The organism is Novipirellula caenicola, assembly GCF_039545035.1.
GTDB classification, from domain to species: Bacteria; Planctomycetota; Planctomycetia; order Pirellulales; family Pirellulaceae; genus Novipirellula; species Novipirellula caenicola.
The window spans coordinates 341905-367033 of the sequence record NZ_BAABRO010000005.1; the positions used below are offsets into that span (position 1 = coordinate 341905).

15 protein-coding genes are annotated in these 25129 nt (G+C 55.5%); all 15 read left to right on the forward strand.

All coding sequences use genetic code 11. The features are described from left to right. Positions 1-16: 16 nt before the first annotated feature. The 15 genes from ABEA92_RS13065 (at position 17) to ABEA92_RS13135 (ending at position 25081) form a co-directional block, all read left to right on the forward strand. A complete protein-coding gene (locus ABEA92_RS13065; RefSeq protein WP_345684275.1) occupies positions 17-1468 on the forward strand; it encodes a sulfatase-like hydrolase/transferase in 1452 nt (483 codons plus the stop codon). A gap of 113 nt (positions 1469-1581) precedes the next feature. Further along, on the forward strand, positions 1582-3156 hold the full coding sequence (locus tag ABEA92_RS13070) for a sulfatase family protein (RefSeq protein ID WP_345684276.1): 1575 nt from the start codon (positions 1582-1584) through the stop codon (positions 3154-3156). Further along, positions 3153-4598 (forward strand): sulfatase family protein, encoded by a 1446-nt coding sequence (locus tag ABEA92_RS13075; protein WP_345684277.1) that lies wholly within the window; start codon positions 3153-3155, stop codon positions 4596-4598. The genes ABEA92_RS13070 and ABEA92_RS13075 overlap by 4 nt, the downstream gene beginning before the upstream one ends. Positions 4599-4602: 4 nt before the next feature. Continuing rightward, complete coding sequence (locus ABEA92_RS13080; RefSeq protein ID WP_345684278.1) at positions 4603-7326, forward strand: GH116 family glycosyl hydrolase; 2724 nt, start codon at positions 4603-4605, stop codon at positions 7324-7326. Between the two features lie 32 nt (positions 7327-7358). Next, positions 7359-7634, forward strand: coding sequence for a hypothetical protein (locus tag ABEA92_RS13085; protein WP_345684279.1), 276 nt, complete (start codon positions 7359-7361; stop codon positions 7632-7634). Positions 7635-7744: 110 nt separating this feature from the next. Next, positions 7745-9268, forward strand: coding sequence for an SHD1 domain-containing protein (locus tag ABEA92_RS13090; RefSeq protein WP_345684280.1), 1524 nt, complete (start codon positions 7745-7747; stop codon positions 9266-9268). Between the two features lie 576 nt (positions 9269-9844). After that, entirely contained in the window at positions 9845-13351 is a 3507-nt protein-coding gene (locus ABEA92_RS13095; protein ID WP_345684281.1) for a GH116 family glycosyl hydrolase, read from the forward strand. A 248-nt stretch (positions 13352-13599) separates the two neighbouring features. Then, positions 13600-14277: a transposase gene (locus tag ABEA92_RS13100; RefSeq protein ID WP_345684282.1), complete on the forward strand. Its 678-nt coding sequence runs from the start codon at positions 13600-13602 to the stop codon at positions 14275-14277. Between the two features lie 162 nt (positions 14278-14439). After that, positions 14440-15972: an arylsulfatase gene (locus ABEA92_RS13105; RefSeq protein ID WP_345684283.1), complete on the forward strand. Its 1533-nt coding sequence runs from the start codon at positions 14440-14442 to the stop codon at positions 15970-15972. A gap of 110 nt (positions 15973-16082) precedes the next feature. Then, the gene (locus ABEA92_RS13110; RefSeq protein ID WP_425572432.1) at positions 16083-18236 is read left to right on the forward strand and encodes a right-handed parallel beta-helix repeat-containing protein; all 2154 of its coding nucleotides are present in this window, start codon (positions 16083-16085) and stop codon (positions 18234-18236) included. A gap of 139 nt (positions 18237-18375) precedes the next feature. After that, positions 18376-19500, forward strand: a complete 1125-nt coding sequence (locus tag ABEA92_RS13115) for an alpha/beta hydrolase fold domain-containing protein (protein ID WP_345684438.1) — start codon at positions 18376-18378, stop codon at positions 19498-19500. Positions 19501-19745: 245 nt separating this feature from the next. Continuing rightward, complete coding sequence (locus ABEA92_RS13120; RefSeq protein WP_425572427.1) at positions 19746-20792, forward strand: family 43 glycosylhydrolase; 1047 nt, start codon at positions 19746-19748, stop codon at positions 20790-20792. A gap of 1 nt (position 20793) precedes the next feature. Continuing rightward, complete coding sequence (locus ABEA92_RS13125) at positions 20794-22677, forward strand: glycoside hydrolase family 97 protein (RefSeq protein WP_345684285.1); 1884 nt, start codon at positions 20794-20796, stop codon at positions 22675-22677. Positions 22678-22836: 159 nt separating this feature from the next. Next, positions 22837-24078: an RNA polymerase sigma factor gene (locus ABEA92_RS13130; protein ID WP_345684440.1), complete on the forward strand. Its 1242-nt coding sequence runs from the start codon at positions 22837-22839 to the stop codon at positions 24076-24078. A 157-nt stretch (positions 24079-24235) separates the two neighbouring features. Then, positions 24236-25081 (forward strand): YciI family protein, encoded by an 846-nt coding sequence (locus ABEA92_RS13135; protein ID WP_345684286.1) that lies wholly within the window; start codon positions 24236-24238, stop codon positions 25079-25081. The last annotated feature ends 48 nt before the right edge of the window (positions 25082-25129 follow it).

Here is a 25129-nt window from a genome sequence, read left to right on the forward strand (position 1 = left end):
GTAGGGGAGAGCGAAAATGAAAACGCTGATCGCTTTTGCAATAATGTTGATGGGGTCAGCTGCCTGTGCCGAGTCACGCCCGAATATCATTGTCATCATGGCAGACGACTTGGGTTATGCCGATGTCGGCTTTAACGGCTGCAGCGATATCCCAACACCCAACATCGACAGCTTGGCGGATGACGGCGCCCGGTTTTCATCCGGCTATGTGACCGGGCCGATGTGCGGACCTTCCCGCGCCGGTTTTATTACCGGGCAAATCCAGTCACGGTTTGGCTGGCACGGCAATCCCAACCAGCCGCTCAACCCAACCCATGGGCTACCCACCGGAATCAAGACGGTAGCTCACTGGATGCAGCAGCAGGGTTATGCGACCGGAGGTGTCGGCAAGTGGCACATGGGAACGACCCACGACCAGCATCCCAACGCACTGGGGTTTGACGACTGGTACGGCTTCCTCAGCGGCGGCCGACTTTACTACCCGATGGATCATCCGTCGTACAACGGGAAGTACCTGAGGATGAAGAAGCCTTGGGGGATGCGGGATATGCATCACACGATGCCGATTATCCATAACCAACAGCCGCTACAGTGGGAGCAGTATCTGACACGGGAACTGACGGACTACGGCATTGGCTATATCGAAGAGAACCAAGGAAAGCCGTTCTTTCTATTTATGTCCTACAACGCGCCGCACGAATATCTGGAGGCACCCGAGGAAACGATCGCAAAATTTCCTGCCAGCGAAATGACCAAGATTCCGGGAGTGAAGCCCCAAGCTCGTTCGATCTATGCCGCCATGGTCGATGAGATGGACCAGGGGATCGGAAAGCTGCTGGAAACCCTCGATCGATTGGAGCTCTCGCAAAACACCGTGGTCTGGTTCTTAAGCGACAACGGCGGGATGAAACGCACGAGTGACAATCGACCTTTACGCGGCGCGAAATGGGACAGTTTTGAGGGCGGCCTGCGTGTTCCGATGGTGGTGCGTTGGCCCACCAAAGTGAAGCCGGGAACCGTCCTGGATCATCCGGTCACATCGCTGGACATCGGCGCCACCGCCATTGCGTTGGCCGGCGGCGATCTGTCAAAGACGCAGCTTGATGGTGCCGACATCACCGACTACATGACTGGACAAACCTCCGATGCTCCGCATGACGAATTGTTCTGGCGTACCGATCGCAAAGTAGGTCAGAAAAGTGGTGTCCTGCGAGTCGGCGACTTCAAGCTGATCGTTCAGAAAAACGAGGTCCAGCTCTTCAATTTGAAAGACGATCTTTCCGAAACGACGGATCTGTCCAAGTCGCAGCCCGAGCGAGTGCAAACGATGCTGAGGCGTTGGCAGGAATTGGATCAGCAGAGTAAACCTTCGTACTTCGAAAGCACGCAAAAGGGAAAAAACGCGTATCAGTATGCCGATTACCAATGGCTCAAAGGCACCCCGCACTACCGGGCAAGCGAGAATTAAAATGGCCCCATGAAGCCGACTCGATCCTTATCCAAAGTTCCGCAGCACCCTCCATCTTGTTTACGCCACGCGTCCACTCACCGCGATCCCCCAACCTTGGAATCCCCCGTCTCATGATTATGAAAACACGATTCGCCCTTTTCACGCTTTGCCTTTCCTTGGTGCTGGCTGCCCCGGTTGACGGCGATGAACCGTCGCCGCCCAACGTGGTCTACATTCTTGCGGATGACCTTGGGTATGGCGATTTGGGCTGCTACGGGGCAACCAAATTGCAGACACCGAATATCGATCGGCTGGCCGCGCAAGGCCGACGGTTTACCGATGCGCATACCGCATCAGCGGTTTGCACGCCGTCTCGCTATGCGTTGTTGACCGGCGAGTATCCGTTTCGGGCGATGGACGGGAAAGGCGTATGGGGTCCCGCCCCGATCCCATCGCCGCTGATCATCGACACCGAAACGCTCACCCTGGCCGATGTCTTCAAGAATCGTGGTTACGATACGGCGGTCGTGGGCAAATGGCATTTGGGTTTTGGCGAAACGGCTAACGATTGGCAAGAACCGCTGCGGCCGGGGCCGCTGGACCTTGGATTTGACTACTATTTCGGAGTGCCGATTGTGAACAGCGCTCCGCCTTACGTGTACGTCGAGAATGATCGCATCGTCGGTGGTGATCCCGATGATCCGTTGGTTTATCTTGGCAACAAGAGCAAGGGTGCCACGCCCATCACAGAAATTCCGCCCGAAGCTGCCCAACGCACTCCCAATCGGTTCAGTGGGGCGGTGGAAGCCCACAAGCAATACAACGATTACGAAGTCGGAACCAAATTGACCGAGAAGGCGGTCCAGTGGATTCAGGAACGCGACAAGAAGCCTTTCTTTCTGTACTTAGCGACCACCAATGTCCACCATCCCTTTACACCGGCCGAGCGATTTCAGGGAACCAGCCAAGCCGGGATTTACGGCGACTTTGTCCATGAACTTGACTGGATCGTGGGCGAGGTGATGAAGAGCCTCGAAGAGAGTGGTGTGGCGGACAATACGCTGGTGATCTTTACCAGTGATAACGGAGGCATGTTCAACCATGGTGGCCGTGCGGCCGCGGCACTGGGGCACAAGATCAACGGCGATCTACTGGGTTCAAAATTTGGCGTTTGGGAAGGCGGACACCGTGTACCGCTGATTGCTTGGTGGCCGGGAAAAATCGAAGCCGGCAGTGTATCGGACCAATTGCTTTGCAACCTCGACATATTGGCGTCAATGGCGGCGCTGACGGGAACTCAACTGAGTGCGGCTGAGCAAAAGGATAGTATCAATATGCTTCCCGCGATCCTTGGCAATCCAGACCAACCGCTACGCAGCGAATTGATTCTGGCTCCGTATAAAGCGTCGCATTTGTCATTGCGAAAGGGCAAGTGGATGTACATTCCGGCACGAAGCGATGGCGGATTTACCGGATCAAAGCCCCACCAACACGCTTGGGGTGGCGCCGCGGTTGCGAAGCTGGTCCACACCCCCAATAGCGATATTGAAAACGGCAAGATCAAAAAGGATGCCCCTGCCGCACAGCTGTACGATCTTGAAGCCGATGTCAATCAAACAAAGAACCTCTACCGCGAGTCCCCTGAAATCGTCCAGCAGATGCAGGATTCTCTCTCGAAATATCGCCCACAGAAGAAAACCAAATGAACGACCGAAACCTTATCTGCTTGATTGCCAGTCTCAGCCTAGTTGCAAGCTTCTGCTTTCGAGCAACTGCGGCGTTTGCAGCGCCATCGCCGCAGCCGAACATCGTCGTTATCTTTACCGACGACCAGGGCTATGCCGATCTCAGCTGCTTTGGTGGCACGCACGTCAACACGCCGCGGATCGATCAAATGGCGGCCGACGGCTCGCGGTTGACCAATTTCTATATGGCGGCACCGCTATGTACGCCGTCGCGGGCGGCGTTGATGACCGGATGCTATCCGCGCCGGATTGATATGGCGTACGGTTCTGACTTTGCCGTTTTATTGGCCGGCGACCGCAAGGGGTTGAATCCAGAAGAAGTGACAATCGCCGAGGTGCTCCGCGAGGCAGGATATGTCACCGGGATGTTTGGCAAGTGGCACCTCGGCGATCAGCCAGAATTTCTGCCCACCCGTCAGGGCTTTGACGAATTCTTTGGGCTGCCCTACAGCCATGATATCCATCCGCAACATCCGCGGCAGGACCACTTCCAATTTCCTCCGCTGCCACTATTGGATGGGGAAACGGTTGTCGAGCAGGATCCCGACGCGGATTACTTGACCAAGCGGTTCACGCAGCGAGCGGTTCAATTTATCGAACAACACAAGGACGAACCGTTCTTTTTGTATGTGCCGCACCCGCTGCCTCATGGTCCGTTGCATGTGTCGCCGCCGTTTATGAAGGATGCGCCGGATGCCGTCAAAGCGAAGTTGGCCAAGGAAGGGAAACGTGTCGATTACCGGACTCGCACCAAACTGTTTAAGTACGCGATCGATGAAATCGATTGGTCCGTCGGCCAGATTCTTGATGCGATTAAAGCCAACGGACTCGATGAAAACACGCTCGTCATTTTCACAAGCGACAACGGCCCTGCGACGGGGAAAGCTCATCCGCTGCGAGGCAAGAAAGGCAGCACGTTCGAAGGCGGACCTCGTGTTCCGGCGGTGATTCGTTGGCCAGGCAAAATTCCGGCTGGTCGCGAGAACGATGAATTGATGACCGCGATGGATCTGCTGCCGACGTTTGCGGGGCTCGCCGGAGCCGAATTGCCAGCGGATCACATCATTGACGGCAAGGACATTTGGCCCGTTCTGACTGGCAATGAAACGAGTCCACACGACACATTTTTCTACTATCGCGACAACGACTTGAAGGCCGTCCGATCGGGCAAGTGGAAGCTGCACTTAGCGCTGCCACAAGCCAACGGTGACAAGAGCCCACCGGCATCGGCGTTGTATGACCTGGAATCGGATATTGGCGAAAAGCGGAATGTCATCGCGGAACACCCCGAGGTGGTGTCGCGGCTTCGTGCGGCTGTCGAAGCCTTTGAAAAACGGTTAGCTGAAAACAGCCGGCCTGCGGCATTCGTGGACGCCCCCACACCACTGAAACGAGCGAAATAACACCATGGAAAACGAAACCAACACTCAACTCTCCGATGCTCTCAACGGCTGCGACTCCACGTCCGGTTGCTGTGGGGGCGAGAATGCCTTGGTGGGACGTCGCCAATTCGTCAAAGCAACCGGGTTGACTGCAGCGATGATGATGGCGGCTCGCAGCAATGTGATGGCCGGACCATTTGAAGCCGCGGAAATCGATCACGTCATTCCTGCCGACAAGAAGCTGAGCAAAGATTGGATCGCCAGTCTGTATGCACGCGGCGAGCCGCTGACCGCGACCGGCGATGGTCTGAAGTACATCGGCATGCCGATCAGTGGTCTCTGTACCGGGCAAGTCTATCTCGGCGGCGATGGCGGGCTTTGGTACTGGAACCTTACCGCTGCGAAGGACCGAAAGAATAACCCCAAAGGCGCTCGCTACATGCAACCCGATGTGGCCCGTTCCTCGAGGGATCAAGGGTTTGCATTGCGAGTCGGTGGCAAGGTTCACACGCTGGACGCAAATGGATTCAAGAGCGTCAAGTTCACCAATCAATACCCGATGGGGCGAGTGGACTACGCGGATGAATCGTGTCCGCTAAACGTTCAATTAGAAGCCTACACTCCCTTCATTCCGCTTCGCCGTGATGAGTCCAGCTATCCGGTCATCGTGATGCGATACACGGTGACCAACCACTCGCCGGATTCCCAAGAGGTGGCGATGGCGGGCTGGATCGATAACAGCACCAATGGCTCGAAGGGAAAGAAAGTCTGTGTGTATCGCGAACTGGATGGGATTGCTACCGTCGAATGCACGGCAGATTTCGAAGATGCCAATTCGATGGCACTTGGTGTCTTTGGCAAGGAGAAGCCGGAGCTGGTCGATTTGGCAAAAACCAATCCTGGTCCCAACGGCATCTTTGACTCCGATGCCGGTCCCGAGGATGGTGCCCAAGCCGAGATGAATCCCAAACGGCCTGCTCTCGCTTCGATCGGCCGCAAATTTTCGCTCGGCCCCGGTGAATCCAAGACGGTGTCCTTCGCCGTTTCCTGGCGTTTTCCGAATGTTCGCTATGGCACCGCTTTTGGCGTTGGGCCGAAGTCGACCTCGCCCGGCCGCAATCACTACGCGACGGTTTGGCCGACCGCTGCCGAAGCTTCGAGTCAGGTAGCCAGCCGTGAGAGCGAGCTGTACGACACCAGCAAGAAATGGATCGATACCTGGTACGATTCCAGCTTGCCGTATTGGTTTTTGGAGCGTGCGTTTATTCCCATCAACTGCATGCAAACCCAAGTCGCACAGCGAGTCTATCCACGTGGCAACGACACCGAGATTTACAATTTAGAAGAAGGCGTCAGATGCTGTCCCGGTAATTGCACGCACGTGTGGAACTATGCCCAAGGTTTAGCGAGGGTCTTTCCAGAAATCGAACGCGAGTGCCGCGACAAGATCGAGTATGGTCTCGGTTTCGACGAGTCCACTGGAATGATCTACTTCCGCTATTCGATGAGAGAAGGCAAAAACGACAGAGACGATGCTTTGGACGGCACCTGCGGCACGATCATTCGCGTGCTGCGTGAAAGCCAGATGACGACGGACTACCGCTTCCTCGAGAGCATGTGGGACCGGGTCAAACGTTCGATGGATTTTGTGATCAAGGAATGGGATCCGGATGAAGACGGGCTATTGGCCGGTGCCCAGCACAACACTTTGGACGAACCTTGGTACGGCAAGGTGCATTGGTTGATCAACGTCTACCACGCCGCGCTGAAAGCATCGGCGGTGATGGCACGTCAGATGAATCAACCGGTCGTGGCCGAGCGTTATGAACGGATTGTCGCCAAAGGCGCACCGGCGATGGTGGATCTGCTTTGGAAGGAAGAATTCGGCTACTTCATTCACATTCCCGGGGATGCGGATAGTGAAAAGCACGGCTCGACCAACGGCTGTCATATCGACCAAGTGCTGGGCGAAAGCTGGCTGCACGAAGTCGGACTCGATCCGATCCTGCCCAAGGACAAGATTCGAAAGTCGCTGCAATCGCTGTGGAAGTACAACTTTGCACCAAACGTGGGCGAGTTCCGCAAAGTGATGAAAAACGGCCGTTGGTATGCCGCCGCTGGCGATGCGGGACTGGTGATGTGCAGCTTCCCCAATGGCAAAATTGAACCCAAGAGCGGCAAGCCCAGTTACGCTGGCTATCTGAACGAGTGCATGACCGGATTCGAATGGCAGGTCGCCGCCCACATGATCCGCGAAGGGATGGTCCAGGAAGGTTTGGCGATTGGCAAGGCGATCTATGACCGCTACTCGCCGGACGCCCGCAACCCTTACAACGAAGTCGAATGCAGTGATCACTACTCGCGTGCGATGGCCAGTTACGGTGCCTACTTGGCAGCGTGCGGTTATCGCTATGACGGTCCTGCAGGCAAGTTGGCATTCGGCCCGCGGCTGAGTCCCGAGAATTTCCGGGCGGCGTTTACGACGGCGGAAGGTTGGGGGCGTTTTTCCCAAAAAGTCGACTCGGGCAAACAGTCGGCCGCGGTCGAACTGCATTACGGCAAACTCACTCTGAAAGAGTTTACACTCGATGCAGTCCCGGAAACGACGGCAAGCGGCGCCAACGTGAAGCTTGCCGGCAACGAGATTCCTGCAACGTTTGGGTCAAACCAAGGCCAGTACGTTTTGCGTTTCGCGGAACCCGTGACCGTCAACGCCGGGCAAAAATTGACGTTTGATTACACGTCATAAGTAAGGCAGCTAGCGTTTTACGGAGCACCGCTGTGACGAACTACCTTCCCCACTCGAGTAAAAAACTAGCGATCCTGCAGCGGCGTGAAATAACGCTGTTCAAGCTGATTGATGAAGACGCTCCGCACACGAAGATTGTCGATGCGGCCAAGCAGGTACGCGAGGCCCGCATTCGCACGATCGAAGCTCGGATTGCGTCCGATGGTCCACGAGCCGGGCCCAACATCCACGACCGATACATCGAATTCGTTCGCCAGATGCCGCTTGAAACCATCCTAGCGTACTTCGGCTATTCAAGGGGACAATAACAATATTTCCGAATCTGCTTCGAAAAGGTGACGGACCACATGTATCATATCGTTGAGCCAATCGATGGCGGCCTACCTGAATACCCCATTCCATTGCAAAGGATCGTTCGATGACTGCTGCTCGTCTGTTTCGCGGTTCTTTCGTTTTGCCAATCGCAATCGTTGTCCTTGCATTTTTGAATTCGTCCCAGGCACAATCGCCAGGGAAGCCAAATCGCGACGTGGACTTTGCGATCGGCGATCGCGTGGAAGTGCGGCAAGGAAACAAGTGGATCGAGGGTGAGGTCCTTGAGTCGATGCGTGGCGGATTGGTCAAAGTGCAGCTTGACAGCGCGCCGGCAAGTCGCGTTCTTAGAATTCCTCGGCAATTGATTCGGCGGGCGTACGACACGAAATCAGCGACAACCGCAAACCAACCACGTGACGGTCAACCTCCGACGGCACTGCGTCTGTGGACCGACAGCACCGGGCAACACAAGGTGGAAGCGGAGTTCGTTGAGGTCACTGAGGGCAAGGTCACGTTGCGGAAGAAGGACGGATCGCAAACCGTTTTGCCACTTGAGCGTCTTTGCGAGGAAGACCGAGCTTTCATTGCGTCCCAAATCGATGAGGGCGGAGACGCTTCGCCGGAAGACGTGTTGCGGCAGTTTCTGGTGGCACTGGCTGGCGGCAATCGACGACAAGTCGTAACGCTAATTTTGCCACATCCCAATGCAGCTGTTCTTTTGCAAGGGGAAGCGGCGCCTCCGCAAGTCGTCGCGGAAATGAAAAAGCAAATCGCGTCGGAGGAGATCCGACGCTTGAAGTTGGGCGAGAAGGTTTCCTTGCCGGGCGGACGGACGATGACGGTGGGCGACGAGGATGTCAGCACGGAGCGAGTCCTGTTACAGATTCCCAATCATCCCATTCCCTACTCGCTCATTCGCAAAAAAAATGGCTGGCGAGTCGACGCAGCGCCGATCATCCAGGCTCGCGTGGCGGCCCTCGCGGCACGCGACAAGATCGAGACAGCGGGACGCGACAGAATCGAAACAGCGGCACGCGACAAGATCGAGACAGCGATGCGTGACAAAGGCGGGGCAGCGGCGCCCGTTTCCGATGACAAGGACTCAGCCGCCAAACCGAGTGGCGATTGGCACACGGTTACCGCGATCGACGGCCGCGTCCGTATCCAGCTGCCGGGTAAACCGACCAGGACCGACCAAGTGACGCCGATTTCCCAAGGCTCAGTGACCTTCGAAATCTACAAGGTCTCGGCGCGGGGCCGGTTCTGGAATTTCCACGTCATCACGTATCCCGCGGCAGTGATTGACGCGGCGACGGACAAAATTGAATTCATCGCGAGAATCGGTAACGCAACAATGCGCAGCAAATCGGGCAGCGAATCGATATCACTGACGCCGATCAAAGACTCGGCCTATCCCGCCGTTCGATTAGAGTATCGCTATCCGCCAGGAAAAAATTCGGCTGGCGAGTACGGTGGCGGCCAGGCGATGCACGAACTGTATCTGATCGAGAATCAAGTGGTTTGGGTGTTCGTCGATGTCCTGAATGCGGCCCGCGAAGTCGAAAATGACAAGGTGACCGCCGAGATCAAACGCTTCTTCGCATCTCTTGTCATTCCGAAGGACTGACCGCTAGAAGTCGACTGCCCGATGAGATCCATGGGGTGCGCGCCTTAACGCGAGCAGCTCATTTAAAGATTCTGCGTATTAGAAACGCGGCGATTTCCCGAATCTAGTTGCTGTTTCAGCCTGTCGCAAAACCTTAAATCCATGTCGCAATTCATCCTCGGCAGGACCGTCCCATCGGTTAAGATAAATGGGTTACACAGCCAGGATAGCGTGACATCGGCAGCCGAACACGGCTGACGCCAATCATCCGACAGCGTCAAACGGTTGTCACAGACGAATGTTGGTCTTATCTACCGAGCGATTTGATGCGACCAAGTCACTCGGTCCCCGTTTTCATCGCAACCATCAATCCAGTGGGCGCCGAGGTCGACATGCAGTCGATCACGCATCGGAGACGAGCAGATTGGGGAACTCGCCAACGTTTCCAGTGCTAGCGAAAGCAACTCAAGTTAACCGCCAACCGATACATCCATTATGCAGTTCAACGTCATCAACCATCCGTCGGAAGAATCCTGTTGCCAGCCCGCTTCCGATTTCGACTTGTCACGGCGGCGTTTCTTAATTGCGGCGGGCGCAATGACCACCGCGCTCACTGGCAAGCCGCTGTTGGCTGCTGGTCGCCGGGAAAATTATGCCGACGCGATCCAGTCGCACGAATCTCTGCGAGGCTATTGGCGGTTTGATGGCAACTTGACCGATGTGATGGGCAAGGCCCCTGCGAAGGACGGTGGATCGGTATCCTATGTCGATGGTGTCGTGGACGGACAAGCGATCTGTCTTGTCCCAGAACAGCCGGTTTCAGTACAGAACACGAATCACTTGCGAGGCCGCTCGGCGACGTTGGAGCTGTTCTTTAAACTTGCCTCGCCACCCAAGGGGAACGAGGATCCGGTGATCATCGCACAGACCGCCGGACAACAGGCTCGTTACATCGTCGGGATCAAAAACGACTTGTCGACGCTGGTCTATCGCAACGTCAATGGCGACGTGCTGACGACGATCAATCTGCCCACCGACCAGCCGATCGAAGTGGGGCGATGGTATCACCTGGCCATCACCAGTTTTGATCTCGACCTGCGGGCCTACGTGGATGGTTACGAGTGCAGTCTGCGCGGCGGTGCGTTTGAGTTCACTCGCCGAGGACCCAACAAGTCGACCATGACCATGGGGGCGACCACGGTCCATGGTTGGGGATCAGCGGATATTTGTTTGGACGAAGTCGCCTGCTATGCGACCGGATTGACTCAGGCGGAGATCCAAGAACATCTCCAGGCGGCGGGATGGGAACAGCGTCTCAAAGAAACCGGCGAGATCGTTGCCCGCGTTAAAGCGGAGCGAAACGCTCGCCGTGCACAAAAAGAGCAGACGATCCTGAGTGATCCCGCGCTGACAGCTCCAGGCAAGCCGCGTGTTTACGAGGGGGAAAACTTGGCCGCGATTAACTTTATGGTGGGCGGCATCGGTGCCGGCGCCATTCAGTTCAACGGAAAAGCCGAGCCCGCGATTTGGCAGATCGCTTGTAACTTTTCGGAAGAACGGATCGCCGACAGCTTCCTTGCGGTGCGGGCGGAGTCCGAGGGCGGGAAACCTGTGGTGCGTGCCTTGCAGACCGAGGCGGTCGGCCCATTTGCAGCAATGCCATCACTAAAATTCGAAGGCGAGTACCCGCTGGGCACGTATCGCTTCGAAGAGCCCGCGCTGCCAGTGGAAATTGAGTTGCAGGTTTTCAATCCTTTCCTACCGATGGATTTGAAGAACTCGGCGATTCCCTGTGCGATCTATACCATCACCGCCAAAAACACCTCCTCCGCTCGCGTCAAGGTCGATGTCCTCGCCGCACAGAAGAACGCACTCGGATATGCCGAAGGGCAGGGGGGCAAGTTCGGCAGGAATCAGAATCAGATCGTTAGCGAAGGCGATGCGATGCTGCTGCACATGACCTGCGCGGGCATCGACAACTCGGATATGGTGTTGATGACAAAGGCATCCGGTGCATCAGGACGTGCCAGTTGGAATTCCGTCAATGAATTGCATCGTGCTTTCCAAACCACCGGTACAATGGACGTCCACGTCCGTCGTGAATCAAGTACGATGGACGTCCACGTCCGTCGGAAATCAAGTACGATGGACGTCCACGTCCGTCGGGATTCCAATTCAACCGACGTCCACGTTCGTCGTGAGTCAAATTCAACGAACGTCCGTCGGGATTCCGGTTCAACGCTCGTCGGTCAAGAATCCGGTTCGACGGACGTGGACGTCCATCGTACGAGCGACGTCACCGCGGCCGGCAAGACCGTCAATGGTGCTCTTTCGGCTCCCATCGAACTTGCACCAGGCGAAACGAAGTCGGTCACCTTTGTATTGACTTGGTACTTCAAAGCCGGAAGTCATGGGTCGGGAAGACGACCGGTGAAATTAGAAGGCGAAAGCGGACAGAGCGTCGGCTGGTCGCACCAAGGACAAAACTACACCAATTGGTGGCCCAGTGCTCGCGGTGTGGCGACTTACCTAATCGAGAATCTCGAAGACTTGACCGCACGAACTCGCCGCTTTCATGACACGCTTTATGCCTCCAAACTGCCAAGGTGGTTGCTGGATCGCATGAGCTCACAACTGGCTGTCTTGCGCAGCCAAACTTGCTGGTGGGCCGCCGATGGGTTCTTTGGCGCTTGGGAAGGCAGCAATCCGACCGATGGCTGCTGTGCTGGTAATTGCACCCACGTCTGGCACTATGCTCAAGGCCACGCGCGATTGTTTCCCGAACTCGGTCGCAAGATGCGTGAGCAGGATTTTTCGACGATGGTGCCCAGTGGCTTGCTGCCGCATCGACACACCAACAAGAGTCCCGCAGCCGATGGGCACTTTGGCACCATCCTGAACTGCTACCGCGAGCACCTCTGTGCGACCGACAACCAGTGGCTTCAATCGCAATGGCCCAACATCAAGAAGGCGATGGAGTGGGGGATCGACCACTGGGATCCCAATCGTGACGGATACATGCAGCACATCCAGCACAACACACTCGATGGCGCGTTCACGGGATGCTCCTCGTGGATCGGCACGCTGTATCTGTCCGCACTCGAAGCGGCGGCTCGCATGGCCGAGGTGATGGGTGAGCCCGACATGGCGGCGGAATACCGTAAGATTCGGCAGTCTGGCAAGAAGCTGCAGAACGAACGATTGTGGAACGGTGAATATTACATTCAAGAGGTTGGTGCCGAGCGTGCCCAAGACTACCTCGACGGATGCCATATCGATCAAATCCTTGGTGAGTGGTGGGCGGGCCAAGTGGGCATCGACCGCAACTATCCCGAAGATCGCTCGCGTAAGGCGATGGAGTCGTTATTGAAGTACAACTTCTTGGCCGACTTTCATGGCCAATCGCTCAAGCCGCGTCAGTACTGCGAAGTCGACGATGGTGGGATGAAGATGATCACGTGGCCCAAGAACCCTCAACCGATTCCGGGCATGAAGTATGGCGACGAGGTGATGACCGGATTCGAATACGGCGCGGCGGTCACGATGATGCAAAACGGGATGCTGCGAGAAGGACTGATGGTCATCAAGACGATTGCTGATCGCTACAACGGCCGCCTCCGCACCGAGGGTGTTACCAACATGAAGAACGGTCCTTGGGGTTACTCGGGCAATCCGTTCGGCGACGATGAATGCGGCAAATACTATGGTCGCTCGTTGAGCGTGTGGTCGGCCTTGATCGCACTACAAGGTTTCATCTACGACGGGCCTGCGGGGCGTATCGGTTTTCAGCCCATCTTCAGTCCCGAAGACCACGCCAGTTTCTTTACTGTCGCGGAAGGCTATGGGCTGTTCACACAGGCTCGGAAGGCCAACACGCTTCAGGCGTCCATCCACGTTGCCGAAGGCCAGCTGCGACTGACGGAAGTGAGCCTCGGACTCGCCGAAGGAGCCGAGGCAAAGGCGGTTGATTTGAAGCTCGATGGCAAGCCGATTTCGTCGCGTCAAGAAACGAAGGATGCCGCGGTGCATGTCCTAATGAACATCCCGATTGTCCTGAAGGCAGGTCAGCAGCTTGAGATGCAAGTCGAAGTGAAATCAGCGTGAACAGCGCAAAATAAACTGAACATGGGCCTGAAGCATCCAAGGATACGGATTGCAAACCGGAACCCAGCCGCGACTCGACGGACGTGGACGTCCATCGTACCTATCCCCGTACGACGGACGTGGACGTCCATCGTACCGATACTGAAACCCAAATGTGACGCGACGGACGTGGACGTCCGTCGTACATCGTCCCGTACGATGGACGTCTTCGTCCGTCGAGAAACTTGTCCATCAAAGCACCAACAGCGATGAACGACAACTTTAACCTTTCCGCACCGCCCAACTTTCGGGGATTGCATCCCGACTTGCCGATCCACATCTACCAGCGACATCTCCCTCATTGGCGTCAAGTCGGCGCCACCTACTTCGTCACCTTCCGTTTGGCCGATTCCATTCCGCAACAACAACTGCAAGCCCTCAAACGGTGGCGAGCAATCTGGGAACGAAACAATCCTGAACCCCGATCTGAAAGTCAGTGGAAAGAGTTGGCTCGCGAGATTACCAATCAGACCGAACGATGGCTCGACGAAGGCTACGGTGCCTGCGAACTCGAGCAACCGCAGATCGCGGAATTGATGCGTGACTCGTTGTTGAAGTTTCAAGACGACCGATATTTCGTTTCTTGTTTCGAAATCATGCCCAACCATGTGCACGTTGTGATGAAGCCTGCCGATGACCACGAGCTGGAGATCATCCTGAAGAACATGAAAGGGTACGTGTCCCACCGGACGAATAAACTGCTCGGACGGAAAGGCACATTGTGGGAGCAAGAAAGTTTTGACCGAATTCTTCGCGATGAAGAACATTTGTATCGGGTGGTGCAGTACATCGGTCGCAATGCCGCCATGGCTGGACTGCCGAATTCGCAGTGGCACCGGTGGTTGCATCCCGATTGGCAATCCGCGGGCTGGAGGTTTGCTGCGTGATTTTTTTCGTTCGACGGGCGTGGACGTCCATCGTACATCAAGTCGTGCGACGGACGAGGACGTCCATCGTACACCAAGTCGCTCGACGGACGTGGACGTCCATCGTACATCGTCCCGTACGATGGACGTCTTCGTCCGTCGTCCCTCAACCGGAACCCAACCATGCTACGCACCACAACATTAGTGAACCAAATCATCCTGATAACCAACCTAGCCCTGGTGATCGTAATCGCATCCGCAGGGACCGTTCCGGCTCAAACGCTAGAGGGCAGTCGCCCGAATATCGTCTTCGTCTTGACTGACGATCAAGGCATGGGCGACTTGGCCTGTATGGGCAACACCGTTTTGCAAACGCCTCACATCGACCGGTTCTATCAACAGTCAACGCGGCTGACGGATTTTCAAGTCAGTCCGACCTGCGCCCCGACTCGTTCCGCGTTGATGAGTGGCCGCCCCCCATTCAAAGTCGGCGTAACTCATACGATTCGGCAGCGTGAGCGCATGGCGTTGGACGTATATACGTTGCCCCAGGCACTGCAGTCGGCCGGCTATGCCACTGGCTTGTTCGGCAAGTGGCACCTGGGCGATGAACCAGCCTACCTGCCGCAGAACCGTGGATTTGACGAAGTGCTGATGCATGGCGCCGGAGGCATCGGACAGACGAACCTCGGCGACTTTCCGCCCAACAAGGACAACGTCTATTTCGACAATGTGTTGTTACACAATGACACGATTGTGCAAACCAAAGGGTTCTGTACCGACCTGTTTTTCCAGGCCGCATTGAACTGGATCAAACAGCAAACCGATACCGGCAAGCCTTACTTTGCCTACATCGCATTGAATGCTCCTCATGCGCCACTGGTTGCACCGGACCAATACATGCAGCGTTTTCTCGATCTCGGTTATGACAGTGGCACGGCAGGCCGGTACGGTATGATCGAAAACATCGATGACAATGTCGGGCTGTTGATGCAGCAGCTTGCCGATTGGAAAACGCTTGACAACACTTTGGTCATTTTCATGACCGACAACGGGGCCACTCATCTCAGCGGCAAGCTGAACGGGCAACGAGTGAAGCACTATAATTTCGGAATGAACGGTGGCAAGAATTCACCGCATGAAGGCGGCACGCATGTTCCAGCTTTCTTTCGCTGGAAAGGCGTGCTGAGTGAAGGGGTGGATGTCGATGCATTGATCACCCACCTCGATATATTCCCCACCTTTGCAGAGTTGGCCGGTGCAAAGTTGCCCGAGAAGATGCAACCGCTCGACGGACGATCATTGTTGCCGCTGCTGATAAACCCGAACGCGGACTGGCCGAACCGCGAATTGTTCGTGCATTGCGGGCGATGGGATGATGGAAACCGAGAGCAGGAAAAATACAACAAGTGCGCAGTCCGCACCGAGCGTTGGCGGTTGGTGAATCACAGCGAACTATTTGATATCTCAGTCGATCCCGGAGAGACGACTGACGTTGCTGCGGCGAACCCCGAAGTCGTCTCCCAGTTGCAAAAAGCTTATGACCGGTGGTGGGATTCGGCCGTGCCGCTGATGGTCAACGAGGGTTTGCCAAAGGTAAAGCCAGACGACCAGCCATTGGTAAAACGTTACGAACAACAACGCCATGAGCGAGGGATTCCTGAATGGGAACCCGCCGAACGTTTTGTGATGCGAGATCAGACGCTCACCAAGTGACGCGTTGCCGAATACCATGAACAAGAATCCGTTTAATTGCCGCTGACAAAAAGTTATTTTTCCAGGAGAAATGCACCATGAAGTTCCATGCGACGATGCTGTTTAGCGTCATGATGGCCATCCATTTATGCGGCACGCCGCGGTGTGGTGCCGCTGAGCCGACCGCGAATTTTTTTGTGGCGGTCGATGGTCGCGACGATTGGTCGGGAACGTTGGCCGAAGCCAATCCACAGCACAGCGATGGTCCGTTCGCCACGCTCGAGCGTGCACGTGACGCGGTGCGAGCGCTGAAGAACGACACTCCTAACGACATCGTGGTGCTTATTCGCGGCGGACGATACCAGGTTGACGATACCGTCGTCTTCGGTCGCGATGACGGAGGAACCGGCGACGCGACGATCACCTATGCGGCCTACCCCGGCGAAACGCCCGTCTTCAGTTCGGGTCGCGAAATCAAAGGCTGGAAAAAGGCACCCGATGACCTCCCCGGTTTACCCGCGGTCGCACGCGGCAACGTGTTGGTGGCGGATGTTTCGGATCACTTCTTTACCCTCTACGACGACGAAGGACGGTTGCCACGAGCGCGGTCGGCCGGGTTCATTCCGCTTCCCGGCGGCAGTCGCAATCGGTTGCACTTTCCGCCAGGCAAGTTGAAGGATTGGTCAAACGTGAAGGATGTGGAAATCGTGGTTCGCCCGCATCACGCTTGGATCGTCAATATCCTGCCCTTGGAATCCGTCGATGAAGCGGCGCAGATCGCGAACACATCGATCGACGCCACCTATGCGATGAACTCGCTTCACTTCCTGAAAACAACCGACTCTTGCTGGGTCGAAAATGTATTGGAGGAACTGGATCAGCCGGGCGAGTGGGTCCTCAATACAGAGCAAGGCAAACTGTATCGCTGGCCGCGAAACGACTCGCCCGTCTTCGCCGCAACGCTGACCGAACTGATTCGCGTCGAAGGCGAAATCGACAAGGAAGGTCCGCAGGACACGCCAGTTCGCAATCTGTGTTTTCGAGGACTGACATTAATGCATGGTGAACGCTACCGCGTCGCCAGCGACGATGCCGGGCTGCAACACGACTGGGAAATGTATGACAAAGCGAATTCGCTGATCCGTCTGCGAGGAACCGAGAACTGCCGGATCGAGCAATGTCGGTTCGCTCACAGCGGCAGTGGCGCGATCCGCGTCGATTTGCACGGCCAGCGAAACATCATCTCGGGCAATGTGATCGAGCACATCGGTGGCACGGGTATTCTGCTGTGCGGATATGGACCAGGCACCAAAGACGTGAATCGAAAGAATCTTGTCTACAACAATCACATTCACCATACCGGTCAAATCTATTCCCACTCGCCCGGCATCATGGTTTGGCAGAGCGGCGAAAATCGTGTGGCCAACAATCTGGTGCATCACACGCCCTACACCGGCTTGATTATCTCGGGCTGCATGACGGACTTCTTCACGCGACAGGGCAGGGAACTCGGGCGAACGATTCGCCGTCACGAGATCACTCGTTTGCCGCGGAATCCACAACTGGACGATGTTCGCCCGTATCTTCACACACGCGATAACCTCATCGAGTACAACGAAATTCACCATGCGATGGAATCGCTGGGCGACGGCAACGCGATCTACATCCGCGGTGCAGGCCCAGGCAATGTGATCCGACACAACTATATCCATCATCTGGTCACCCCGATGATCATGCAGGCTGCGATCCGCACCGATGGCGGACAGATGGATACGACCATCTCGGAAAACCTGATTTACAAGTGCATGTCCCAGGGAATCCTATTGAAGTTGAACAATCGCTGCGAAAACAACATCGTCGCCGAAATATTGGCGCCGCCGCGTGGCTACTACCTGTCGCTGCGTGAGGGCCCACTGAGCGGTGCAGTGATCCAGCGAAACATTTTTTACGCCACGGACAAAGATGCCGTCTTTATCGACGAACTGTCGCCTGGCAAAGGCAGAAAAACCGAGGATAGTCGGGGGCGTGCATTGGCGAGAGCCAGCGATGCGGAGACGGATTACAACATCTACTACTGCGCCGCGGATCCTGCGCTTGGCGAACAGATGTTGGCGAAGCAACAACAAGATGGTGTCGATGAGCACAGCCGGGCTGTGGATCCAAGGTTTGTTGATCCCGCCAATGGCGATTTTCGGCTCCGACCCGATTCCCCAGCACTCGAGATGGGCATGATGTCATTCGACAAGTCCAAGGTCGGCTTAGTCAAAGATGTGACTGCGAATTAAACTTTTACACAATACTTAGGATCGCTTAGGTGGCTTGATGATGTTCCAACAAAACCGCTCCACTTCCGCTGTCGTCGCGTCATCACAAACCTCTTGTGAGGCAGGCCAAGCGAGGTTTTCGAATGGGGGCAAATCGACGTTGATTGTGGGGCTATTCGTCGCGCTGATGCCGCTGACGAGTATGGCTTTGCAGCCTCAAGAACCAGAGACAAAAATCAGCGATCGCGATTCGCTCGTTCGTGCGACGCAAATCATGCGGAAGATCGACACCAATGGTGACGACAAATTTGACAAGTCCGAGAACATAGCGGCATGGAAACGGTACCGGACGCTTGATGCGAATCGTGACGGGATGCTTACGATCGACGAGCTTCGCAAGTTGCAGACCGTCTATCTGCAAACCCGAGGAGAACAAAAACTCGATATCGTTTACAAGAACACCCCTCAAGGAAATTTGCTGCTGGACCTCTATTATCCGGCTAACCACCAAGCTGGTTCGCCGCTTCCGGTCATTGTCTACACACACGGCGGTGGCTGGGCCGCGGGTAGTAAGCAGGGCATTGCCAAAGGATTGTTCACGGAGGTCTTTCAATCGCTGCTTGACCACGGGTTTGCCGTCGCCTCGGTGAACTACCGCCTCAGCCGACCGAACAGCGGTGTTACCATGCGAGACTGTGTGATCGATTCAAAGGATGCCGTCCGCTATCTTGCCAAGAACCACGAACCCTTGCACCTTGATCCACAACGGTTCTTCGTGATGGGCGATTCGGCTGGCGGGCAAATCGCACAAATGCTGTTGCTCTCATCGCCGCAAACGCTGGTGGGAGAAAAAGAGTTGGCCTCGGCGTCCTATCGAATGGTGGCGGGCGTTTCCTGGTATGGGCCAAGCGATTTTGAAAATACCGACCTCTTCAATCATGATGATCGAGCCGATTTTCGTGATCGCTTTGGCCCTCGAATCATCGGTTCCAACTCCGATCCCGCAACCAAACTAGAACGCTACCGCGAAATGAGCCCCGTCAATTACTTGAGCAACGACAGTCCTCCATTGCTGATGATCCAGGGGGACAGTGATACCACCATTCCAGTAAAACATGCTTATCATATGAAGCAGAGGGCCGACGCGGCGAAGGCCCCTGTCGAGATCATGATCATCAAAAACGCAGGCCACAATTGGCGCAAAGTCGACGCAGAGATCCAACCTTCGCGAGAGGCGATTGTCGAACGAACGGTACAGTTTTTCGTCGACCACCTTGATAACTGATCGGATCGATTAAGGATCGAACTGAAGCAAGCAACGCAGCGTGAGATTGCAATCGCCACCTGTCGCAAATCCACACGGCCACGTCGCAAATCGTTAACAACCATGGCTTAACAGCGATGATAATCATATCATTCACTTTCACTCGCCCGATTCACACCGCAGGTCAATGTTTTTGTGGTTGCGTTTGATCCGATGGGTCAACGGCTGCTGGGCTTTTTCGAAGAAACAACAATCGGAGACGGCAATTGATCAGCCCATTTTCTATCCAAGGTGACCATCGCCACCGAGAATTCCCTGGTGCGATTCCGAACAACGCTGGCGTTTCGCTCGCGCTGTTGATCGCATTGATGATCGTTCCCGCGTTGGTCAATTCGCCTTTGCTGGCGAACGCACAGGAACTGGAAACGATCGAAGTCGCCCATTCCCCGTTGCAGGGCATTGGGGCCGAGCCGGGAGTGATGCGGCGGGACCCGAGTGACATCATCAAAGTCGGCGACCTGTATTATGTCTGGTATTCCAAGGGAAAGATCTCACCAGGCTACGACGCGACCGTTTGGTATGCCACGTCAAGTGATGGCCACAAGTGGACCGAACAAGGCATGTCGCTGGATAAAGGCAAAGCGGGCACATGGGAGGCAGGCAGCGTGTTTACGCCTAATATCCTGGTGGCCGAAGGACGCTATTGGTTGTTCTACACAGGCACATCAAAGGAGTATGGAAAGGGTTTCAATCCGGATTCCAAAATCGGGATCGCCGTTTCGGATTCCCCCGATGGCCCCTGGGAACGACTTGATTCCAACCCCGCATTGAAGAACAGCGACAATCCCGAAGACTTTGACAGTCACTTGGTCGACGATGCCTGCTTGCTTGTCCGTGATGGTAAGTATTGGTTTTATTACAAAGGACGTCAGCTGGGAAAGAGCCCGGCTCAAACCCAGATGGGTCTCGCGATCGCGGATCATCCTCAGGGCCCCTACCTCAGACATCCAGCGAACCCGGTGATTCCCGGCAATCATGAAGTGCTGGTCTGGCCGCACGGCGATGGCGTGGCGGCGATGATTGGCACCACCGGCCCCAAAGAGATCACCAATTCGATCCTGTATGCCGAAGACGGAATCCATTTCACCAAAACGCACAAGGTCAAGAATGGCCCGTGGGCGGGCGGCGCGTATCGTCCCGAAGCGTTCACGGACAGTGGCAAAGGCGACATTCCAAACTGGGGTGTCGAAATCGGAAGGGCAAAAAATCAGCTGCCATTCATTCATCGATTTGACATCAAAAAAGGTAAGTAAGATGACGAGACGTTTCGCATGCCTATTGGTGTTCGCATTGGCGGTTTCTGAACTGTTCGCGGCGACGAATCTGTTTGCGGACACCGTGACCGTTGATTCTCCGGATGGTCAAACGGTCGTGTCGTTTAAGCTAAGCGACGACTCGCTGGTCTATTGGATTACCCGGCAAGGCGAAGCGATCGTTGATCCGTCCAAGGTCGAGATTTTCGCTGGCGCAACGATGTCGATAGTGGACCAGTCCATTCTCCAGAACGATTCCGTTTGGCAGCCGACATGGGGCCAATTCAGCAGCATCCGCGATCAGCATCACGAACTGACCCTTTCACTGACTGCCGACGACATCCCGGTGACGCTGCTCTGCCGCGTGTTCGACACGGGGGTCGGGTTTCGCTTTGTGCTGTCGGAAGAATCCGCTGGCAAGCGGATGACCTTTTCGAGCCAGTTCAAGGTGCTCGGCGGTGTGGCGTATTACTCGGGCCAGCGTGGTGCAAGTTTCACCAACCCCGCAAAGGCAAGAAACATCTCGGTTCCGTTGGTTACCGAACGCAACGATGGATTGCATGTGGCGTTGCTGGAATCGGATCTCTATTCCGCGGCCGCATTGGAGAGTATGCGGATTCGTTATGCGAAGGATGAGAAAGCGATGGTGGCCGCGAGTTCCGCGGTCTCAAGCGGCGATGGCCAGCTCACCCCTTGGCGTGTCATTCTGATTGACGAGACCGCAGGCGATTTGACCATCAATACCGTGGCATTGAATTTGGCCGCCCCCTGCAAATTGACCGATACCCAATGGATTCAACCCGGTAAAGGACTCTGGGACTGGCGGATTCACGGCTATGACAATGGCGAATTCGTGTACGGCATCAACACCCATAGCTACTTGCACCTGATCGACTTTTGTGCCGAACAGGGGCTAGAGTATTTGACGGTCGACGATCACTGGTTCAAATCCGCTGGCGACGGAAAGATGGTGGTTTCGCCGGAGGTCGATATTGAAAAAGTGATGAGCTACGCCAAAGAGAAGGGCGTCATGATCATGCTTTACTACGATCGAAAAAAGGGCAACTTTGGCGACGAAACTCTCTTTCGCCACTATGCCGAACTCGGCGCTGCAGGCATGAAATATGGCTTCATGGGCAACAAAGCGGATTTTACTCGAAATGCCATTGATGAAGCCGCAGCAAACAAACTGTTGATCAATTTCCATGACGGCCCTGTGCCGATGGCGGGCGTGGAACGAACCATGCCCAACATGATCACTCGCGAATATTGCCACGGTCAACAGGATTCTCGCAGTGCCTTTACCCCGGAAACGTTTCTGAAGATGGCGATGGTCAGCGCGTTGTCGGGACCGCTCGATATGTCCAACGGCAATTTTGGAATCAACAGCATCAACGCGGGCGAGCGAGAGAAGGGGCCGAGAAAGAAAAACAGCTACATCTCGACCGTGGTCAGCGAAGTGGCTCGCAATCTGGTGATCTACACAGGACTTGTCACGCTGCCCGATGCACCCGAGGCATACAACAAGAAGGCGGATCTATTTGAATTTTTAAAGGTCATGCCGGCAACGTGGGACGAGACTCGCGTGTTGAACTCGAAGATCGGAAACTACATCACCGTCGCCCGTCGCAGCGGTAACCAGTGGTATGTGGCTTCGGTCAACGACCAATCCGAACGGACGCTGGACATTCCGCTCGATTTCCTTGATCCGGACCATCGCTACGAAGTCACGCTCTATCAAGATGCGGCGGACTCGCACGGCGTGAAAAATCCGGAAGCCTATGAGATCGCAACCGCGGTCGCAAAGCACGGCGATGTGATGCAGATCAAAATGGCGATCGGTGGTGGGCACGCGATGATCCTGCGACCAACAACGACAAAGTGACCGTCAGCATTGCCCATCGGTCCGCTTAGGCATTCACTAACTTCGCGCGGCTCGGCAAGCTCTATCGCCGGTTTTAAAAGTCAAATCGGTTTGGCAAAGCGCTTTTGTCAAAACAAACGGGTGATCGTCAATGGCGGCGGTTTGACGTATACCGGTGGCATGAATACAGTCCAAGCACAAGTCGATGAACTCTATCGAACGCAGTCGCGCAAAGTTTTTGCGTCGCTGGTTCGTTTATTGAGCGATTTTGATTTGGCCGAAGAAGCGATGCAGGAAGCATTTGCAGCGGCGATCTCGCAGTGGGACGCCGAGGGCATTCCGGCGAACCCGTCTGCTTGGTTGATCTCAACCGGACGATTCAAAGCAATTGACATCATTCGTCGCCGCGAGAAGGCTCGAGCGATCGCCCCCGACGTCAGCCGACGCATGCAGGAGATTTGCCAGGCTAACGCGGAACGGGCGGCAACGGAAATCGAAGACGACCCATTGCGGCTGATCTTCACCTGCTGCCATCCGGCGATTGACCCGAAGGTTCAAGTTCCCTTGACGCTGCGTGAGGTGTGTGGGCTGACCACCGAGGAAATCGCAAAGGCATTTCTCACATCGCCGGCAACGATGGCTCAGCGAATCGTACGCGGCAAAGCGAAAATTCGCGATGCCAAGATCCCATTTATCGTTCCCCATCTGAGCGAATTACCGGCGCGACTCGACGGCGTGCTCTCAGTTATCTACCTGATCTTCAATGAAGGCTACTCGGCGTCCCGCGGAGATTCCTTGATTCGCAGCGAACTGTCGGATGAAGCCATTCGCTTGTGTCGACTGCTGCTGCAATTGCACAGCGATGCTGAAGTGATGGGGCTGCTTGCGTTGATGCTGCTGCATGAATCGCGGCGAACGGCTCGCACATCGGGCGATGGCGAGATCGTGCTGCTAGAGGATCAGGACCGCAGCCAGTGGGATCCAGACCTTATCTCCGAAGGCAAACAATTGGTCGAACAATCGTTGGCATCACGGCGTTTCGGATTCTATACGCTGCAAGCGGCGATCTCGGCCGTTCACGCCGACGCACCCACCGCGGCCCAAACCGATTGGAACCAGATCGTTGCCCTCTATTCAGTCTTGCTGCAGGTCGATCCGTCGCCTGTGGTCGAATTGAACCGCGCCGTCGCGGTGGCCATGCGAGACGGCCCCGATGCCGGCATTGCGATCATTGATGCGGTCCTCCAGCGAGGCGAACTGCAGAACTACCATCTCGCCCACTCGGCGCGCGGCGAGCTTTTGCGGCGAGCGGGTCGAAACGTCGACGCGATCGCAGCGTTCCAGCAGGCATTGGAGCTGTGCCAGCAGCAGCCAGAGCGTCGGTTTCTGATGGAACGACTGCGGAATCTGCGTCCATCCTGATGCTGGGAACGTTCCCCCAACCGCCTCCCAGACACGCAACAGGATCTTTTTCAACAAAATGCGAAGCCATGTCGATTCGCCTGTTCCCCGTGCGACCATTGGGTAAAGCAACAGCAAAAACAACCTAATCAACGTTGAATCTATCGCGGAGAAAAACATGAAAGTAGCCGTCTTTGTCAAAGCAACCAAGAGCTCCGAAGCAGGGCAAATGCCTGACGAGAAATTGTTGGCCGATATGGGCAAGTTCAACGAGGAACTGGTTCAAGCGGGAATCATGAAGGCTGGTGAAGGACTGAAGCCAAGTTCCGAAGGGGTGCGAGTCCGCTTCAGTGGAACCGACCGAACCGTAACGGATGGGCCGTTCGCGGAAACCAAAGAACTGGTTGCTGGGTTCTGGCTTTGGGAAGTGAGTTCGATGCAGGAAGCGATCGATTGGGTCAAACGATGTCCCAATCCGATGATCGAAGAATCGGACATCGAAATTCGTCCGCTGTACGAAATGGAAGATTTTGCAGAATCGGATCCGACCGGCCAAATCGGCGATCAAGAAGACGATCTTCGTGAGCAGATCACGATGCTGCAAAGCCAAGTTCAACCCTACCTTTTCTATGGCGGTCGCTGCGAAGAAGCACTGGCGTTCTACGAGCAAGCGATTGGAGCCACCGTATTGATGAAGATGCGGTTCAGCGACAGCCCCGACCCGCTGCCCGAGGGTATGCTCGAGTCGGGGTTTGAGGAAAAAGTGATGCATGCCTCCTTCCGAGTCGGCAAGATGACGTTGATGGCGTCCGATGGCTGCGGCGAAGCCACGGCTCACCAGGGATTTCGGCTTGCGTTATCGGTCGAAAACGAATCCGTTTGTGATCGCGTTTTCACAGCACTCGCCGAAGGCGGCAACGTCGATATGCCGCTGGATGAAACGTTTTGGTCACCACGCTTCGGCATGCTGACCGACAAATTTGGTATTGGTTGGATGGTAATGGTCCCAGGATCTGAATCGTAATCCTGGATTCCCTATCCCTAAACTTCGATCCGTTGGTCGATGGAAGAA